This window comes from Winogradskyella aurantiaca (assembly GCF_003362725.1).
Lineage (GTDB): Bacteria > Bacteroidota > Bacteroidia > Flavobacteriales > Flavobacteriaceae > Winogradskyella_A > Winogradskyella_A aurantiaca.
Genome location: NZ_QKTV01000003.1, coordinates 168,787 through 188,382, shown reverse-complemented (window position 1 = coordinate 188,382; position 19,596 = coordinate 168,787). Strand labels below are relative to the sequence as shown.

At 38.4% G+C, this 19,596-nt stretch carries 13 protein-coding genes and 3 tRNA genes; 6 read left to right on the top strand and 10 right to left on the bottom strand.

Features of this window, described 5'->3' with window-relative positions; translation table 11 throughout:
- The first annotated feature begins 6 nt into the window (after nt 1-6).
- Nucleotides 7-1,548, top strand: a complete 1,542-nt coding sequence (locus DN064_RS06930) for an NAD(P)H-hydrate dehydratase (protein ID WP_115461908.1) — start codon at nt 7-9, stop codon at nt 1,546-1,548.
- A gap of 28 nt (nt 1,549-1,576) precedes the next feature.
- Here the strand turns inward: DN064_RS06930 and DN064_RS06925 are convergent, their stop codons facing one another.
- Nucleotides 1,577-2,959, bottom strand: coding sequence for a TlpA family protein disulfide reductase (locus DN064_RS06925; RefSeq protein WP_115461907.1), 1,383 nt, complete (start codon nt 2,957-2,959; stop codon nt 1,577-1,579).
- A 196-nt stretch (nt 2,960-3,155) separates the two neighbouring features.
- Here DN064_RS06925 and hutH point away from each other — a divergent pair, with 196 nt between their 5' ends.
- Nucleotides 3,156-4,691, top strand: a complete 1,536-nt coding sequence (gene hutH, locus DN064_RS06920) for a histidine ammonia-lyase (RefSeq protein WP_115461906.1) — start codon at nt 3,156-3,158, stop codon at nt 4,689-4,691.
- Here the strand turns inward: hutH and DN064_RS06915 are convergent.
- Both DN064_RS06915 and DN064_RS06910 read right to left on the bottom strand, forming a co-directional pair.
- Nucleotides 4,688-5,062, bottom strand: coding sequence for a hypothetical protein (locus DN064_RS06915; protein ID WP_115461905.1), 375 nt, complete (start codon nt 5,060-5,062; stop codon nt 4,688-4,690). The genes hutH and DN064_RS06915 overlap by 4 nt on opposite strands.
- A gap of 81 nt (nt 5,063-5,143) precedes the next feature.
- Complete coding sequence (locus DN064_RS06910) at nt 5,144-7,693, bottom strand: ATP-dependent Clp protease ATP-binding subunit (RefSeq protein ID WP_115461904.1); 2,550 nt, start codon at nt 7,691-7,693, stop codon at nt 5,144-5,146.
- 260 nt (nt 7,694-7,953) lie between these two features.
- On the opposite strand from DN064_RS06910, the gene gyrA reads away from it, so the two are divergent.
- Both gyrA and DN064_RS06900 read left to right on the top strand, forming a co-directional pair.
- Nucleotides 7,954-10,467, top strand: coding sequence for a DNA gyrase subunit A (gene gyrA / locus DN064_RS06905; protein ID WP_115461903.1), 2,514 nt, complete (start codon nt 7,954-7,956; stop codon nt 10,465-10,467).
- A gap of 28 nt (nt 10,468-10,495) precedes the next feature.
- Nucleotides 10,496-11,773, top strand: a complete 1,278-nt coding sequence (locus DN064_RS06900; RefSeq protein ID WP_115461902.1) for a tetratricopeptide repeat protein — start codon at nt 10,496-10,498, stop codon at nt 11,771-11,773.
- Nucleotides 11,774-11,822: 49 nt separating this feature from the next.
- Here the strand turns inward: DN064_RS06900 and DN064_RS06895 are convergent, their stop codons facing one another.
- Both DN064_RS06895 and DN064_RS06890 read right to left on the bottom strand, forming a co-directional pair.
- A complete protein-coding gene (locus tag DN064_RS06895) occupies nt 11,823-12,575 on the bottom strand; it encodes a C40 family peptidase (protein ID WP_115461901.1) in 753 nt (250 codons plus the stop codon).
- Between the two features lie 10 nt (nt 12,576-12,585).
- Nucleotides 12,586-13,761: an acetyl-CoA C-acyltransferase gene (locus tag DN064_RS06890; RefSeq protein WP_115461900.1), complete on the bottom strand. Its 1,176-nt coding sequence runs from the start codon at nt 13,759-13,761 to the stop codon at nt 12,586-12,588.
- 109 nt (nt 13,762-13,870) lie between these two features.
- Here DN064_RS06890 and DN064_RS06885 point away from each other — a divergent pair, with 109 nt between their 5' ends.
- The gene (locus DN064_RS06885; protein WP_115461899.1) at nt 13,871-15,925 is read left to right on the top strand and encodes an HD family phosphohydrolase; all 2,055 of its coding nucleotides are present in this window, start codon (nt 13,871-13,873) and stop codon (nt 15,923-15,925) included.
- Between the two features lie 4 nt (nt 15,926-15,929).
- Here DN064_RS06885 and DN064_RS06880 read toward each other — a convergent pair whose 3' ends face one another.
- The 5 genes from DN064_RS06880 to DN064_RS06860 all read right to left on the bottom strand — a co-directional run bounded on the left by DN064_RS06880 (nt 15,930) and on the right by DN064_RS06860 (nt 18,840).
- Nucleotides 15,930-16,901: a substrate-binding periplasmic protein gene (locus DN064_RS06880; protein WP_115461898.1), complete on the bottom strand. Its 972-nt coding sequence runs from the start codon at nt 16,899-16,901 to the stop codon at nt 15,930-15,932.
- A 113-nt stretch (nt 16,902-17,014) separates the two neighbouring features.
- The gene (locus DN064_RS06875; protein WP_232827421.1) at nt 17,015-18,058 is read right to left on the bottom strand and encodes a glycosyltransferase family 2 protein; all 1,044 of its coding nucleotides are present in this window, start codon (nt 18,056-18,058) and stop codon (nt 17,015-17,017) included.
- A gap of 371 nt (nt 18,059-18,429) precedes the next feature.
- Nucleotides 18,430-18,503, bottom strand: a tRNA-Arg gene (locus DN064_RS06870).
- Nucleotides 18,504-18,672: 169 nt separating this feature from the next.
- A tRNA-Pro gene (locus DN064_RS06865) sits at nt 18,673-18,747 on the bottom strand.
- A gap of 9 nt (nt 18,748-18,756) precedes the next feature.
- Nucleotides 18,757-18,840, bottom strand: a tRNA-Ser gene (locus DN064_RS06860).
- Nucleotides 18,841-19,002: 162 nt separating this feature from the next.
- On the opposite strand from DN064_RS06860, the gene DN064_RS06855 reads away from it, so the two are divergent.
- Nucleotides 19,003-19,596 (top strand): hypothetical protein, encoded by a 594-nt coding sequence (locus DN064_RS06855; RefSeq protein WP_115461897.1) that lies wholly within the window; start codon nt 19,003-19,005, stop codon nt 19,594-19,596.

Here is a 19,596-nt window from a genome sequence, read left to right as displayed (position 1 = left end):
TGTGTTATGAAACTCCTATCCAAAGAGCAAGTATATGAAGGTGATCGTCTAACAACAGAACGCCAGGGGATTTTATCTTCAGATTTAATGGAACGTGCCGGCATACAAATATTCAATTGGATCCATGATCGCATGCAGGGGGCGCAGGTTCCAATTCATATTTTTTGCGGAATTGGTAATAATGGTGGTGATGGTTTGGTAATCGCAAGGCATCTTATTACCCATGGTTACGAGGTAAATACCTATATCGTTAATTACAGTGAAAAACGTTCTAAGGACTTTTTGGTGAATTACGATCGCATTAAGGGAGTAACCAAGGAATGGCCAATAGTTTTAAATGAAGAATTTACCAAACCAGAAATCGCACCTCAAGATATTATTATTGATGCTGTTTTTGGAATAGGAATTAATCGTCCACCCGCGGATTGGGTTTTGGACTTATTTCGTCACTTAGAATCTACAAAGGCATTTACACTCTCTGTTGATATTCCGTCTGGCTTATATACAGATCGTGCCCTCGAAGATGCAAGTCACGCCATAAGAGCTAACTATACGCTGAGCTTCCAGACACCAAAATTAGTGTTCTTTCTAAAAGATACCTATTCATATACCGTCCAATGGGAAGTATTGGATATTGGTATTGATAGACAGTATTTGGGTAATGTAGAAACAAAGGATGAACTCATTGGAAAAAATGAAGTTGTAGTTAAGTACCAGCCTCGCGACAAATATGCCCATAAAGGAGATTATGGACATGCTTTAATGATTGGGGGAAGTTATGGTAAGATGGGAGCTATTACTTTAGCTTCAAGGGCTAGTTTACAGGCAGGTGCAGGGTTGGTTACGTCTTACATTCCTCAATGCGGCTATAATATTTTGCAAAACTCTTTGCCGGAAGCCATGGTGGAAACGGATCCACATACCAATAGGATTACTGAAATTAAATCCTCCATAAATTTTGATGTTGTTGGTATAGGTATGGGTATGGGGACCCATGCAGAAACTGTTGGAGCCTTGCGTACCTTTTTAGAACAGAACAAAGCGCCAATGGTTATGGATGCTGATGCAGTTAATATGCTTAGTAAGAATCAGAGCATGATAGATTTGGTTCCTAAAAATTCTATTTTAACTCCTCATAGAGGTGAATTAAGGAGGTTAATAGGTGAATGGTCGGATGATTTTGAGATGCTTGAACGTGTGACGCAATTCTCAAATAAGTACAGTCTGATTGTTGTCATAAAAGGGGCTCATACCATTACGGTATTTGAGGACAAGCGTTATATTAATACTACTGGTAATCCGGGTATGGCAACAGCGGGCAGTGGTGATGTCCTTTCAGGGGTTATCACTGGATTGATGGGGCAAAATTACAGCGCTATTGATGCGGCTATTATGGGAGTCTATTTACATGGTAAATCAGGTGATTTAGCTGTAGAAAAAACAGGGTACCAAAGTCTAATAGCTGGTGACCTCATATACCATCTAGGGGCAAGTTTTTTAAGTTTATTTGAACAGGATGTGCCACCACCTCCTGAGGAAGAATCATAAAAAAAGCCTTCATTCGAAGGCTTTTTAATTACATGTTTAATTCATCTAGCATTTCCACCAGTTTGGGGTTGGATGGTCTAGGTGCATCTGCACTAACAATATTTCCATCAGGATCAATAAGAATAAACCTTGGAATTCCTTCAATACCATAGTCTTTCACAAATTGCGACTGCCAATCATTATCGGCCATTAATTGCATGCCACCAAGTTGCTTATCATTGACCATAGCCACCCATTTATCGTGATCTCTTGCTTGATCAATGGAGGTGCTAACAAAAGCAATATTGCTGTTATGATATTTGGCCTCAACCTCTTTTAACGAAGGGATCTCTCCTATACAAGGACCACACCAGGTTGCCCAAACATCAACGTAAACATATTTGCCTCTTAAGTCGGCTAGTGAGGTTTCACCACCTTTATGATTTTCGTAGTTGACAAATTCTGGTGAAGGTTGGCCTGGTCGCAATGTGAGTCCTCTTTCATAGGCAATATTCAGGCTTTGTTGTGTTGTTTCTGAAGTGGTTTCGCTTTCAAGAAATTTATAGTTAGCCTCCATATTGGGGTTTCCTGGAGACACAAACAATGTTCCATAGCTAGCAATGATTTCGTTTTTCAATTCTGGAATTGAAACGTCACCAATAGCAGCTAGCTCAGAAGGGGAAACAGATTGAAAGTCTTCCATATTGCTAAACAGGTCATCTAAAGATTTTTTCATTGCCAAATCTCTATAGCCAGAAGATGTGCTATACAGGCTAGCGTCATTAAATTCTATGGTTTCTAACTTTTTTGGTAGAAAATCTTCCGAAACTTTAAATTCGGGGTTTTTGGTAACACTCTTATGATAGCTTTCATAGTTGTCATAAGAAACTAAAGCTTCATATGTCAAGTTTTGGGTTTCATTGGTGGCAAAAACCGCATTACTTAGAACGGTTGCATCTAATTTAGATTTATGGTTGGTTTTTATTGCTTCTACTTTCGCTTTAAAATCTTCTTCGTTTAAGCTGTAAAATTCAGGAATGGATCCCTGCATCTTTTCATTATCCATGAATTTGTCGGCTAAATAGTTGTTTTCTTCTGAACCAATTCCAGTATAAGTTATACTCTCATCAAACTGTTTGGCGTTGATCGAGATATCTAACTTGTAGCCATTTTCTAAATAGATGGTTGAATACTCACCACAAGCAAATTGATAAAAGCCTGATTTGGGGAGGAAAAGTGTATCCGAAAATGTTCTAGTTTCTGGATCAATACTCATTTGTTTTTTAAAGTCTGGCCCAGAAATCACCGCAACCGTAGCCTCAGTATTTGTTATGGTTCCAGAAAATAGGGCATAAGTTACTTCCTTATTTTCCTCATTTTCTGCACAAGAAAAGGCTGTTACTAACAATAAGACTAGGAGTAGATTCTTCATTTGATTTGATTTTAATTAATAAGTGTTCAATGTAGTATTTTATGATCAAATCAGAAATGTAATATTCTTAATTTATGTTATTTAATGTTAAGGGCTTTATAATTACAGGCCAAATGAGTTTTTGTTTATAAGTTATTCGACTTTCAGAATTACAAATCTTGAAATTTTCAGAATTTTAAAGCCTAAATCAATCCAGATGCATTCACATCACACCATATCATCCGAGTCTTTGGATATTGTTACCATATACAACATATTCCATAATAATAAAAAGCTTTCTTTATCAGCTGAATTAGAACAAAAGGTTGTAGAGTGTAAAAACTATCTTGATTCTAAGTTAGCGGAGAATGAGAGTCCAATGTATGGCATTAATACAGGGTTTGGTTCCCTATATAATGTAAAGATTTCCGGAGCAGATTTAACCAAGTTACAAGAAAATCTGGTGATGTCTCATGCTTGTGGTACCGGTGATCGTGTACCAGAATCGATTGTAAAAGTTATGCTACTTCTTAAAATACAATCTCTAAGTTTTGGTAGGAGTGGGGTGCAGTTACAAACCATTCAGCGATTAATTGATTTCTTCAACAATGATATTTTCCCACATGTTTTTACCCAGGGATCGCTTGGCGCATCAGGAGATCTGGCGCCACTTGCACATTTGGCTCTACCATTATTAGGAAAAGGTAAGGTGGTCCATGAGAATAAGACTTACGATGCACAGGAAATCCTTGCTAAATTTGGATGGGAACCTATAAAACTTGAAGCTAAGGAAGGTCTAGCCTTGTTAAATGGCACCCAATTTATGAGTGCTTATGGCGTCTATCTTCTTTTAATGTCTCACAAAACGTCTTATTTGGCTGATATTATTGCTAGTCTTTCTTTAGATGCTTTTGATGGAAGACTGGACCCTTTCCATGATTTAGTACATGAAGTTAGACCACATCCTGGGCAATGGAAAGTGGCACGGCGCGTGAATACTATTCTTGAAGGAAGTGAACTTTCCAAACAGTACAAAGAGCATGTACAGGACCCGTATTCATTCCGATGCATTCCACAAGTGCATGGGGCTACTAAAGACACCTTAGATTTTGTTGAAAAGGTGGTGCTAACAGAGATAAACTCTGTTACAGACAATCCAAATATTTTCTACGAAGAAGATTTGATTATTTCCGGCGGAAATTTTCATGGGCAACCTCTTGCCTTGGCACTGGATTACTTGAAAATTGCGATGGCTGAAATTGGCAATATATCAGAAAGACGAACTTTTCAATTAGTATCGGGGCTTAGAGGTTTGCCGCCGTTTTTAGTGGATAATCCTGGGTTAAATTCAGGTTTTATGATTCCACAATATACAGCTGCCAGTATAGTGAGTGCTAATAAACAGTTGGCAACTCCAGCCAGTATAGATAGCATTGTTTCTAGCAACGGACAAGAAGATCATGTGAGTATGGGAGCTAACGCAGCAACACAAGCCTATAATTTAATTAGAAACGTAGAGCGGGTGATCGCGATAGAATTAATGAATGCCTCTCAGGCGATAGAATTTAGAAGGCCTTTAAAAACCTCTCCATTTTTAGAAGAGTTTTTGGTTAGGTATAGAGCTCAAGTACCCTATATAAAGGAGGATGAGGTGCTACATGATGATATTCAGGCTTCAATTGCATTTTTGAAAGATTTGGACATTGAAATTGAAGAACTGTTTTTAAACACTTATGGCTTAGATTGTTATTAATTAAAAGACGCTACCAATTGCTTTGCCCATTTCTTGGCCTTCTCTAGCTCACCAAAAATCTCAAAAGGTTTAGAGAAAAACATTTTCTCAACCTCAGCATTGGATTTTGCTTTAAACTTATCAGATACTACAGCAAAACCAACAAGATTCTTGATTTTGGAAGTTTTAAAATAGATTTTGGGATCAACTGAATAGGAATTGACCCTATGAGTTATATAAACAAAAGGGCGGTCCTGGAAATGAGACTTCGCCAAATCTACAAGGACTTCGTTGTGTTTAGGAAGCAGGTTAATACCCTCATTGATATTATTGACTAAATAAGAATCATAGAGTGTGATAAGGCAAAAGTCAAATTTTAGTACTCGTGGCATACTTAAAATTACAAAGTCAGGCCATAAAAATGAAAAAAGCCCTACAAAATGTAGGGCTTTCTAGATTATATGTCAATTTGATTATTCAGACTCTGGAGTAGCTTCCTTGGATTTAATTTTAATTTTTAAATCTTCACCTTTACCATCAAAGTCCATAATAATTTGATCCCCTTCCTGAATTTTAGCATTAATAATCTCTTCTGCTAAAGCATCTTCAACGTACTTCTGGATGGCTCTATTTAATGGACGGGCTCCATATTGTTTATCAAAACCTTTGTCAGCAATGAATCCTTTGGCTTTTGCTGTAAGCTTAAGCTTATATCCTAGATCCTGGATTCTGGCAACTAACTTAACTAATTCAATATCAATAATTTTATCGATGTCGTCTTTTTCCAAAGCATTAAATACGATAACATCATCAATTCTATTAAGGAATTCTGGGGCAAAGGCTTTTTTAAGAGCATTCTCAATAACCCCTTTGGCATAATCAGCAGCTTGAGCTTCTTTAGCAGATGTTCCAAATCCAACCCCTTGACCAAAATCTTTGAGTTTTCTAGCTCCAATATTGGATGTCATAATGATAATAGTATTTCTAAAGTCGATCTTCCTTCCAAGACTATCGGTTAAATACCCATCATCAAGTACCTGGAGTAGCATATTAAACACGTCTGGATGCGCTTTTTCAATCTCATCTAGTAATACAACTGCATAAGGCTTTCTTCTTATTTTTTCAGTTAATTGTCCTCCTTCTTCATAACCAACATATCCTGGAGGTGCTCCCACAAGTCTTGAGATGGCGAATTTTTCCATGTATTCGCTCATGTCAATTCTTACAAGCGCATCATCACTATCAAACAATTCTTTAGCTAATATTTTGGCTAACTGAGTTTTACCCACACCAGTTTGACCTAAAAATATAAAGGACCCAATAGGTTTATTTGGATCTTTAAGCCCGGCGCGATTACGTTGAATGGCCTTAACAACTTTCTTAACAGCTTCGTCCTGTCCAATTACTTTACCCTTAATGAGCTCAGGTAGTTGGGCTAGCTTATTTAATTCGGTTTGGGCTATCTTATTGACAGGAACACCAGTCATCATAGAAATAACATCTGCAACATTGTCTTCTGTGACCACCTCTCTATGAAGCTTGGTCTCTTCTTCCCATTTTTCCTGGGCTAACGTAAGTTCTTTTTCAAGGCGCTTTTCGTCATCACGTAGTTTAGCAGCCTCTTCGTATTTCTGCTTTTTAACAACAGTATTCTTGGTGTTTTTAACCTCTTCAAGACGTTTTTCCAGCTCAATGATCTGATCTGGAACATCAATATTGGTTATATGGACTCTAGAACCTGCTTCATCAAGAGCATCAATTGCTTTATCCGGTAAAAAGCGCTCAGTCATATACCTATTGGTTAATTTCACACAGGCTTCAATGGCTTCCTCAGTGTAATCAACGTTGTGATGATCTTCATATTTAGATTTGATATTATTCAAAATCACAATAGTTTCCTCAACAGTCGTTGGCTCAACAATTACCTTTTGGAAACGCCTTTCGAGAGCACCATCCTTTTCTATATACTGACGGTATTCGTCCAGGGTAGTGGCGCCAATGCATTGAATTTCACCGCGTGCCAGAGCAGGTTTAAACATGTTGGAGGCATCCAGACTACCTGTAGCACCACCAGCGCCTACAATGGTATGGATCTCATCTATGAATAGAATGATATCATCATTCTTCTCGAGCTCGTTCATAACAGCTTTCATGCGCTCTTCAAACTGTCCTCGGTACTTTGTGCCTGCAACAAGGCTTGCAAGATCTAAGGTAACAACGCGTTTGTTGAATAGAGTTCTGGAAACTTTTCGTTTCACAATCCTAAGTGCCAGACCTTCTGCAATAGCAGACTTACCAACCCCTGGTTCACCAATTAATAACGGATTGTTTTTCTTTCGTCGACTTAAAATCTGAGATACCCGTTGAATTTCCTTTTCTCTTCCAACTACTGGATCTAATTTCCCTTCTTCGGCCAAGGCCGTTAGGTCGCGCCCAAAATTATCAAGAACTGGGGTCTTCGATTTTTTGTTCGTTTTTGATGATTGACCGAACGGATTTTGTTTCGAGTTATCATCTTCATTAACATCATCCTCTGAAAAAGATTCTGCTTTTGGTGTGTCTATATAATCGTCTTCGCTTGTAATCATTGATTTAAATTCTTCTTTAACGTTATCATAATCTACTTGAAGCTTATTTAGCAATTTTGTCGTCGGGTCATTCTCATTCCTTAAAATACACAACAATAAATGTGCTGTATTGATTGAGGAACTTTGAAACAACTTGGCTTCAAGAAATGTGGTTTTAAGTGCACGTTCCGCTTGACGCGTTAAGTGCAGGTTTTTCTTTTCGTTAGATGTGGTTGTAACGTTAGGATTTGCAGGGCTTAATATTTCTACTTTTCTTCTTAAGTGATTGAGGTCTATATCCAAAGCACTCAAAATGTCAATTGCCTTACCGTTGCCATCTCTCAACAATCCCAACATAAGATGTTCAGTTCCAATAAAGTCATGCCCCAATCTAAGGGCTTCCTCTTTACTGAAAGCGATTACATCTTTTACTCTTGGTGAAAAATTATCATCCATTTTGAACTCCTTTCTGCATTAAAAATAATAAAATCAAGGTAGATAGTTCAAAAACTATACCCTATTTAAAGCATCCTTAACGAATAGACGAAAAAGCATTGTTAAATCAAAGGGATTGACTATATACTTATTAACCAAAAGACCCCTGAAATTTGTTAATAAAAAGTACTGTTTTAAAGCTCTAAAAACCCCTTCAAGGCTGGTATTTTACTTATATTAGCGCGTTATGAATAACTTGTTAAAATCCTAACTTTTTTAATATGGCGGAAGGCGAAAAACTAATCCCAATCAATATTGAAGACGAAATGAAGTCAGCCTACATTGACTATTCAATGTCGGTCATTGTGTCACGTGCATTACCAGATGTCAGAGATGGTTTAAAACCAGTTCACAGAAGAGTACTCTATGGTATGCATGAGCTTGGTGTAAGAGCCAATACGGCGCATAAGAAATCGGCGAGAATTGTTGGTGAGGTTCTTGGTAAATACCACCCACATGGGGATACCTCTGTATATGATACAATGGTACGTATGGCTCAGGAGTGGAGTTTGCGTTACATGTTGATTGATGGTCAGGGTAACTTTGGTTCCATCGATGGTGATAGTCCTGCAGCCATGCGTTATACCGAAGCCAGAATGCGCAAGATATCTGAGGATATGTTGGCTGATATTGACAAGGATACGGTAGATCATAAATTAAACTTTGATGATACGCTTCATGAACCAACGGTTCTTCCAACTAGAATCCCAAGTTTATTAGTTAATGGAGCTGCTGGTATTGCAGTAGGTATGGCCACCAACATGCCGCCTCATAATTTGAGTGAAGTAGTGGATGGTACCGTTGCCTACATTGATGATCCTTCCATTGAGATAGATGGCTTAATGTCGCATATTAAAGCCCCGGATTTTCCGACTGGTGGAATTATCTATGGCTATGATGGAGTAAAAGAAGCCTTTGAAACTGGACGTGGACGTATTGTTCTTAGAGGAAAGGCCAATGTCGAGGAGGTGCAGGGTCGTGAGTGCATAATTGTAACTGAAATTCCATATCAAGTCAATAAGGCTGATATGATTAAGAAAACGGCTGACCTTATCAATGATAAGAAGTTAGATGGTATTTCGGCAATACGTGATGAGTCCGATAGAAATGGGATGCGTATTGTATATGTATTAAAGCGTGATGCTATCCCAAACATTGTTCTTAACAAGTTATATAAGTATACAGCACTGCAATCATCGTTCAGTGTAAACAATATTGCATTAGTAGGAGGGCGTCCGCAGCTCTTAAACCTGAAGGATCTTATTCATTATTTCGTTGAGCACCGCCATGATGTAGTGGTAAGACGTACTAAATATGAATTACGTAAGGCTGAGGAACGTGCTCATATCTTGGAAGGGCTCATTATAGCTTCCGATAATATCGATGAGGTTATTGCTTTAATCAGGGCCTCTGCAAACGCAGATGAAGCACGTCAGAAATTAATTGACCGTTTTGAACTCACTGAAATTCAAGCCAAGGCGATTGTAGAAATGCGCTTGCGTCAGTTAACAGGTCTTGAACAAGATAAATTAAGAGCTGAGTATGATGAATTATTAAAGACTATAGAGGATCTTAAAGATATCTTGGATAAGAAAGAGCGTCGAATGACCATCATTAAAGACGAACTTCTTGAAGTCAAGTCCAAATATGGTGATGAGCGTCGTTCAGCAATTGAGTATGCTGGTGGTGACTTGAGTATTGAAGATATGATCCCTAACGAGAAAGTGGTAATTACCATCTCACATGCCGGCTATATCAAACGTACATCGCTTACAGAATACAAAACACAAAATAGAGGCGGAGTAGGTCAAAAGGCGTCAACGACGCGTAATGAAGATTTCTTGGAACATTTATTCGTGGGAACCAACCACCAGTACATGCTGTTCTTTACACAAAAAGGGAAGTGTTTCTGGATGCGTGTATATGAAATACCAGAAGGAAGCAAGACCTCCAAAGGCAGGGCTATTCAAAATCTGATCAATATTGAGCAGGACGATAAAGTAAAAGCATTCATCTGTACTCAGGATCTCAAAGATGAGGATTATGTAAACAATCACTACGTTATAATGGCTACTAAAAAGGGTCAAGTGAAGAAAACATCCTTGGAACAATATTCAAGACCTAGAACTAATGGTATCAATGCAATAACCATTCGTGAAGAAGATGAATTGTTAGAAGCTAAACTAACTACAGGTGAGAGTCAGGTCATGTTAGCGCTTAAGTCGGGTAAAGCTATACGTTTTGAAGAAGCCAAAACAAGACCTATGGGTAGAAACGCGTCTGGAGTTCGTGGAATTACCCTGGCAAGTGATGCTGATGAGGTGATTGGAATGGTAGCTGTCAATGACATGGAAAGCAACATCCTTGTAGTTTCCGAAAATGGTTACGGAAAGCGTTCCAGCCTTGAGGATTATAGAATCACTAATAGAGGTGGAAAAGGCGTTAAAACCATCTCTATTACAGAAAAAACCGGTAACTTAGTCGCCATAAAAAATGTCACCGACGAGGATGATCTAATGATCATAAATAAGTCGGGAATCGCCATTAGAATGGAGATTGACAATTTAAGAGTAATGGGTCGTGCTACGCAAGGAGTTAAGCTGATCAATTTAAAGGGGTCAGACTCAATTGCAGCAGTTGCAAAGGTAATGAAGGATGAGGATGCTGAGGCCGAACAACTAGATGCTGAAGCTGGTGAATCGGAAGCTGATGGCACAACTCTTGATAAGGAATAACTAGAATAACAACAAATTGATAATAAAAATGAAAAAGTTAGTCACGATTTTATGTGCATTAGTTATATCATTTGGTGCTCTTGCACAGAAGAATGAGGTTAAGGCTTTAGAAAAGGCCATTAAAAAAGAAGACTATGCTGCGGCGAAAGCGGCACTTCAGGCTGCTCAACCTCTCGAAGGGAGTATGGATGACAAAACAAAAGAGAAATATTTGTACCTAAAAGCTACTGCTTTATATGCTGGTGGTACTTGTACAGATGCTGACCTTATGAAATCCCTAGAAGCATTAGCTCAAATTGAGGAAATGAAAAAAGGGAATTCCAAGTACCAGGACGAGATTACAGAATTAACGGATGGTATGTATGCTGAGTACTCTAGAGAAGCGCAATCAGCGATTGATCAGAACGATAATAAGACAGCCGCTAAACGCTTCGAACAAATTTATCGTATCAAACCATCTGATACCACAATGCTTTATTACGCAGCTTCTTATGCTGTAAACGGTGGGGATTATGATACCTCATTGAAGTACTACAATGAGTTAGTTGATCTTGGATTCACTGGAATTCAAATGAACTATTACGCTACTAATGTAGCTAGCGGTCAAGAAGAAGTGTTCAATGACGAAAGAAGTAGAGACTTCATGCTAAAGTCAAAGGAATATAATAACCCAAGAGACGCAATGTCTACTTCAAAGCGAGGTGAGATTGTTAAAAACATTGCTTTGATTTATGTTGCTCAGGGGAAAAATGATGAGGCACTTGCAGCTATGTCTGAAGCGCGAAGAGAGAATCCAGACGATCTAGGCTTATTACTTTCTGAAGCGAATGTCCATCTGAAAATGGGGGATAAAGAAAAGTTCAAAACCTTGATGGAAGAGGCTACTAAACAAGATCCAAACAATGCTGAATTACAATATAATTTAGGAGTTTTGGCAGCTGAAGGTGGTGATGCTAAAGCGGCAGAAGCCTATTATAAAAGAGCGATCGAACTCAATCCTAATTATGGTGATGCCTATACAAATATGGCGGTAGTTATACTAGCTGGTGAGGAGGCAATTGTTGAAGAGATGAATGGTCTTGGAACCAGTTCTGCGGATAATAGACGATATGACGAATTAAAAGATGAGCGTTCTAATCTATATAAGTCGGCTATTCCATATCTTGAAAAGTCCTTAGAGCTCAATAAAACTAATATTAATGCAGCTCAGACGCTTGTAAATATTTATGGAGTTCTTGGTGAAACTGAAAAAATGAAAGCCATGAAAACTAGAGTAGCTGAAATGGAAGCTGCTGCAGGTAATTAATAACAACTTTCAATAACATAAAAAAAAGCGACCATGCGGTCGCTTTTTTTTATGTTATTATCTTTTTGATAACCCTAAGTTTATGGGTATGCTGATTGGTGTCCACATTATAAATTCCAGAATGGTCAATTCTATCGATGCGCACCTTCCCATGGGCATGGATGATATGATGATCTTCCATAATAATGCCTACATGTATGATGTTGCCTTCTGCATTATCAAAAAAGGCGAGATCTCCAGGTTGGCTCTCTTCAATAAAACTTAATGGTTCACCTTGTTCTGCCTGTTGAGAGGCATCTCTGCTTAACTGAAATCCATTAAGTCTATATACCATTTGAGTAAAACCAGAACAATCAATCCCAAAAGGGGTCATGCCACCCCAGAGATAGGAGGTATTCATATAGAGTAGTGCCGTTGACAAAATGTTGTCCCTGCTTTCTTTTGTAGCAATAGGATCACCTTCATAAGAATGATTTAGAATGTCCAGGTGGTCCAGACATGAACCTAATGGAATGGGCATCAGCTGACCTTTGTCGTTGGATACAAAGTCCATGATATCGCGGACTAAGTAATTGGGTTTGGATGGTAGATTTTTATAGACTTCCTCGTCAATAAAGATAAACTGTTTGTTATCTACCCAGCCTTCATACTTGTCAAATGCAATGCGTATACGGCTCCATTTCTTACGTTTATCTAAAACTTTGAAATGTGTACCGTATAAAACTTGAGAAACCATCTCACTAGCGTCAGATGGTTCAAATCTCAATGGTACAATACCAAGATTGCAAATGCCATATTGCATATACTGTTGTCTATCGTTCTAATACCATGGCAGAAGCACCGCCACCACCATTACATATTGCTGCTGCGCCCAATTTAGCATTATTTTGTTCAAGTACACCTAAAAGTGTAACAAGAATTCTAGCTCCTGAACAACCTAGCGGATGTCCTAATGAAACCGCTCCACCATTAACATTCACGTTAGCTTCAGTTAGACCTAAAATTTTCATGTTGGCAAGACCTACAACAGAGAATGCTTCATTAAACTCAAAGTAATCCACATCTTCAATTGCTACATTGGCCTTGGCAAGAGCTTTTGGTAGGGCTTTGGCTGGAGCTGTAGTAAACCATTCAGGTTCCTGAGCAGCATCAGCATAACTCTTGATGGTTGCCAAAGGAGTTAAGTTTAGTTCTTCTGCTTTATCCTTGCTCATTAAGATTAAGGCTGCCGCTCCGTCATTTATGGTTGAAGCATTTGCTGCTGTAACCGTACCATCTTTAGTAAAGGCGGGTCTAAGATTTGGAATCTTTTCCATCTTCACATTGGTATATTCCTGATCTTTTGAAACTACGATGGGCTCACCACGTCGCTGAGGAACTTCAACAGGAACAACTTCATTATTAAATTTTCCAGAATCCCAAGCAGCAGCAGATCTGTTATAAGATTGTACGGCGAAGGCGTCCTGATCTTCTCTGCTGAAGTCGTATTCAACAGCACAGGCATCAGCACAAACACCCATTGCTTCTTTTTGGTAGGCATCTACCAAACCATCTTTTTGCATACCATCTTCCATCGTTACTCCACCAAATTTAGCGGCAGTTCGGGCATGATAGTAATGAGGAATAAGACTCATATTTTCCATACCTCCAGCGACTACAATATCAGCATCTCCTAGAGCAATGGCCTGAGCCCCTTGCATAACAGCTTTCATTCCAGAAGAACATACCTTATTAACAGTAGTACAAGGCACACTGTCTGGAATACCCGCATAAATGGCTGCTTGTCTGGCAGGTGCCTGACCAGTGCCGGCCTGCACCACATTACCCATTAGTACTTCGTCTACCTGAGATGGATCTAAGTTTATTTTATTTAAGGCTCCTTTAATTGCTGCAGCCCCAAGTCTGGGTGCAGGAACAGTGGATAAACTACCCATAAAACTTCCAATAGGAGTTCTTACGGCAGATACAATTACAACCTCTTTTGACATTATTTGTTAATTTAAATTTGCTCGTGCAAAATTAGTGATTTCAAGAGAATTCTGAACGTTTTAAAAAGAATACCAATCCAATATTTATTATTTATTACATTTGAATTACATGAGCGAATTTGTTAATAGATGGTATTCAAATCAGCCCTTGATTTACAAGATTTTACTGTTGTTGTCTACCACACTGGTTATTGTTTACATCTTTCCTAAAACCGGTAAGTTCCGCTACAGTTTTGAAAAAGGAAAACCATGGCAGTCCGAAAATTTGTATGCCCCCTTTGACTTTGCTATAGTTAAATCCCCATCAGAAATACAAGAGGAAACTGCATTCATAGAAGAATCAAGTTCTGTTTTTTTCGATTTGGATAATACGGTTAAAACAAGAGTTTTCGAAAATTATGACTTGGGTTTTAATGAGACCTTTCAGGATTCCATAGCTGAGCAAGTGCCAGAGATACGGACCCTGTATAAGTTGGGTACAACCATATTGGATGATCTTTATAAATATGGACTTTTAGAAACAGCTTTAAGTTACGAGCCCCAGCATCCGGTCATTATTCTTTCTGAACAAACTCAAATTGCAAAAACGGTATTTGAAAACCTTAGAAGTCTAAATAATTTTAGAGGCATTCTTGAGAAACGAGTAGATGATGAGAATCTGACCCAGTATCGGGCAGCCTTTTTATCGCTCTTTTTTAATATTATAGAACCGAATCTAAAAGTCAATAAAGTATTAACGGATTCTGCACTTCAAGAGTCAATCTCAAAGATATCTCCAACAAGAGGCAGTATTGAAACAGGAACTCTAATTATTTCAAAAGGAAAGGTGATAGAAGAGGAGCAGTACCAGATACTGGAGTCCCTTCGTCTGGAATATGAATCACAAGATTGGAATACCGCCAATTACAATTGGGTATTGCTTGCCTACACGTTGCTAGTGGCGTTGGCCTTATTAATGCTGTTATTATTCCTTAGAAAATACAGAGAAGAAGTGTTTCTCAATAATACCAAAGTCACATTTATATTCTTTAATATTTTAGTGATGATTGGACTTACTATTGTGGTGGTACGCTTTAATTCACAATACATTTATGTAGTTCCCCTATGTATTTTACCCTTGGTACTCAAAGCATTTTTTGATGCACGTTTAGGTTTGTTTACACATGTATTGACGGTTTTACTATTGGGCTTTATTGTGCCCAATAGTTATGAGTACATGTTCTTACAGATCATTGCAGGTATTGTTACTATTCTAACGGTGTCCGAATTATACAAGCGAGCTAATCTGTTTATTTCAGTTGGTCAAATCACCCTTGTGTACATTTTGGCATACTTTGCCTTTTTCGTGATTCACGAAGGGCAGATTACCTCTCTTAAATGGGAAACCTTTGGATTATTCTTGTTAGGTGGTGTAGCAACCTTGTTTGTACAACCCTTGATCTATATTTATGAAAAAGCTTTTGGGCTGGTATCCGATGTGTCCCTATTAGAGCTATCAGATACCAATACCAAATTGTTGAAACGTTTGTCTAATGAAGCTCCGGGTACGTTTCATCATTCCTTAAATGTCGCCAATTTAGCAGAAGCTTCTGCCAATGAAATTGGAGCCAATTCAATGCTTATAAGGGTAGGGGCTCTTTACCATGATATTGGTAAGATGGATAACCCTACTTATTTTACCGAAAATCAGTCTACTGGAATTAATCCCCATGACGAACTATCTCCTAAGGAAAGCGCTCGAATAATTATTGATCATGTTATTAAAGGGATAGAAATTGCTAAAAAGAACAACCTGCCTGACAGGGTGATTGATTTTATACGTACCCATCATGGAACCTCTATGGTCCACTACTTTTACCAGAAAGAGCTAGAGAAGAAAACAGATATAGACTCAAATTTATTTCAATACCCAGGACCGAAACCATTTAGTAAAGAAACTGCCATTTTAATGATGTGCGATAGTGTAGAGGCTGCCTCCAAAAGCTTAAAAGAACCAACAACGAGTAAGATTAATGACTTTGTTGAAAACATCATTTCCAAACAAATGGAAACGGGTCAGTTTTTAAATGCCAATATTACCTTTAAAGAAATTCAATCTATTAAAAAGGTTTTGAAACGTAAACTGGCAAATATTTACCACCTCAGGATCGAGTATCCGGAATAGACTCTTAAAACTTGATTTTCAAGCCTGAATCGTAATTGGCATTGTCTGCTCTAATGGATTCCACCTCGCCAATATTTTTCTTCATAAGATTGATGCTCGTATAGCTTTTTCCATTCATGTAATATTGCGTACGTTTCTTGTCGGACCGATCGTAATAGAAAATGCTATAGGATTTTTCAGAGGCATCTTCACTTAGGTTTTTTCCATTAAAAATTAGTTCCACAACACCGTCGCCGTTAACGTCTAACTGTAAAATATCTAAGTCCAAAATACGGTTATAGGTTCCGTCTAGCATCATTTCTTTAATTGAGGTATTAAATCCATCTATAATGCTTTGGGCGTTTGGTACATCTTTCCGTAGCGCAAGGTATAGTTTCTGAGTCTGGAAGGCTTGCTCTGCAATGTTCAAATAAGTCTGAACATCATTGTATTGGTACTTGAGCAAATACTGAATAAGAAGCTCATCAACCAACATAAAATCGATCTTATTATCAAATAGTTTCTCAAGATTGTCCTGATCACTTTTTCCATACACCAATTGTACATTATCTGCATTTAAAAGATCTGCTTCGTAAGCATAATTGGCTACCACACCTAATCTTTGATTCTTTAACTCCTCAATACTTTGGTAATTGACTTCAGTTCCCTTAAGACCAACCAAAATCAAACGGTTCTCTAAATACGGCTCAGAAAATATCATTATTTCCTCGCGCTCTTCTGTTTTCCAAAGTGCTGCTGAACCGTCAAAGTTACCTTCCTCAATACCAGAGAGCACCTCTTTAAATCCTAATAGCTGGGCTTGCATACCAACACTGTTTCTGGCCAGACCTTCCTTTACGATATCAAAGGCGATGCTTCGTTCAGAACCCTCATTGGTGAAAGGAGGCCAGACGTCGGAACCCAGATTTAAACTGGATTGTCCATAAGAGTTTATGCCTAGAATGATTATCAGTGCAGTTAGTAGTTTTCTTGTCATAGGTTTTTTGTTAGATCAGGAAATTACAAAAAATATGTCTTTAATAATGTGTTGGAATGAAAAGCATCAAATGAAACTCAAGTTTCAAAGGTCTAGGCATTGTAAATAAGAACTCAAGAAAAAAACCAATAATCCATTACCGGTTGTTTATTCCAACTATCCAGTAGATTTTTGATCTCATTTTTACCATCCGGTGCCGAAACAGCAATGATGATTTGAGGTTGATTCAGTTGCATTACAAACTCAAAATGATGCATACGGAGGCCATAAATGTCTTTGCCTATTTTCCGTTGGTTGTCGCATACCCAATAAAAATCCCTTTCAAAGTTCAGGATGCCCTGGGCCAGATCCTTGCCGTTTTTTCCTGCACCCCACAAAACTAAAGGCCGTTTTTTATCGCGATCCAGTTTGTAGAAGTATTGAAGCTTAAGTTCGAAATAACGATTGTCTTTGTATTCGTCCCAGGTACGCGATATGCGGTTAGAGCGGTCTCTCCAATAATGTAGAATTACATCAATGCCAATGACTTTCAGCCCAAGTTGGTAAAACCGAAAGCAGAGGTCGTAATCTTCGGGGTAGACGATGGGATCAAAGGCACCGGCCTTGTCAAAATCGTCTTTATGCAGTAACCAACAATGGGAAGGAATCACACATTCGCGGTATATTTCCTGATAGTGGGTGTTACTTCTAGCCACTTCATTCAACCAAGTTTCATATTTCAAAAACCCATCACCAACATTACCGTCATCTACAAAATGTTGGGTACCCCCAGCGATAACATGGCCTTTTCCATATTTCTGCCATTCGTTTACCATAACCTCGAGTTTGTATTCCGGCATTTTATCGTCTGAATCCATACGGTTGATCAAAGCACCCTTTACCTCACGATAGCCTACTTGAAGGGTTGGTATAAGCTTGGGCTGGTCACTATTAAACACACGAATACGAGCGTCTTTTGCAGCATAAGTATTTAAGATTTCTGGGGTTTTATCGGTAGAATGGTCATTTACGGCAATAAGTTCCCAATTGGTATAAGTCTGAGCTATTATGGAGTCCAGGCAATCCGGTAAATAAGGTGCTGTGTCCTTTACTGCCATGACAATGCTTACCAGGGGTTGGTTGTCGTTGGAGGAATTACTATCCACAGCTTGGGTCACTTTTTGGATTAAGAGTTGAATTTTTTAAAGATAACCGATAAATGATAATTAAAAAGTGGATAGAATAATTAATGCCTAACAAGATATTATTATGCGTATTTACCTATGATGGGAAGGATTATAGTTCCTTGTCTAATCCATCTTGAAAATAATCCTCTATGCCTTTCGCATGACACCTTTTCTGTTTCATACGAATGAAACTACAATTTCCGCCTATAAAACAGAAAAGCCTAACAATTTCTTGTTAGGCTTATTTATCTGTGATCGCGACAGGATTATTTCATGATCCAAAGCGTTACGCTTTGAAAATAGCCCAAACAAAAAAACGCTCAAGTAAACTTGGCGTTTTTTCTTATCGAACTATTTATTCGTGATCGCGACAGGATTCGAACCTGTGACCGTCTGCTTAGAAGGCAGATGCTCTATCCAGCTGAGCTACGCGACCGGACCGAGTGTTGAAAGGCTAGCCTCTCTTTACTCAAAGTTTCAAGGATTAGCTGGGCTGATCCTGAATAAGGTGTTGCTGCAAATTGAAGCTAGACTTCAATTTAATGAATCTTTCAAGATTTCTTTATAAAGTAAACTTTCTACGAAATCTATTAAGCTTCATTTTGTCGGGGTGGCAGGATTCGAACCTGCGACCTCCGCGTCCCAAACGCGGCGCGATAACCGGGCTACGCTACACCCCGAAAATTATGCGGAGAGACCGGGATTCGAACCCGGGCAGCACTTACGCGCTGACAGATTAGCAATCTGCTCCATTACCACTCTGGCACCTCTCCTAAATTCTATAAAAGAACGTCGCTTATTTTGCGGATGCAAATGTAGCTTTTAGTATTTAAGAACGCAACTATTTTATTTTGTTTTTTAACTCTTTAGCCTCCCCAATCCCCTAAGTGTTTGGAATCAAATACCATCTGCTTCTAAATCCTTAATTTTAAACAATGTCAAGATTTAAATCAGACAAGGCTTTTACCGATTATGTGCATACCCATATCGCTGGTTCCAAAATTTATGAACCTATGGGATGGAAGCAGGTTAATTTTAACGATTCATACGGATTACATATTGATAAATCCGATGGTATTGACTATGTGTTTTTAAAAGAGGATCAGCTCATTACCGTTCAGGAGCGTTTTAGAGAAGCACGCTATAAAACCTATACCGATTTTACTATTCGTTATCGGCGTGATCACCACAAAGAAGAAACCCATCACCAATCGGAATTTTATAAACTCAAGGCTCAATATTTTGTTTATGGTATTGTCAACGGCCAAAAAAATGACCTTTCTAGTAATTCTGGCTTTTTAAAATACGCGGTTATCGATCTAAAACAATTTTATGAGAAGATTGATAAAGGTGATATTAGAATTACAGATCAGAACTTAATGCACAGTCGCATTGTAGAAGACGGTATTATTGAATGTCCTGTAATTGCTAACCGGGACCGTTCTTCGTCCTTTGTTCCTATTGATATTGTACAATTGCTAGACCTGTTTCAGGATGAAGTTGTCATTTCTCAGCAGGGCTTTATATGA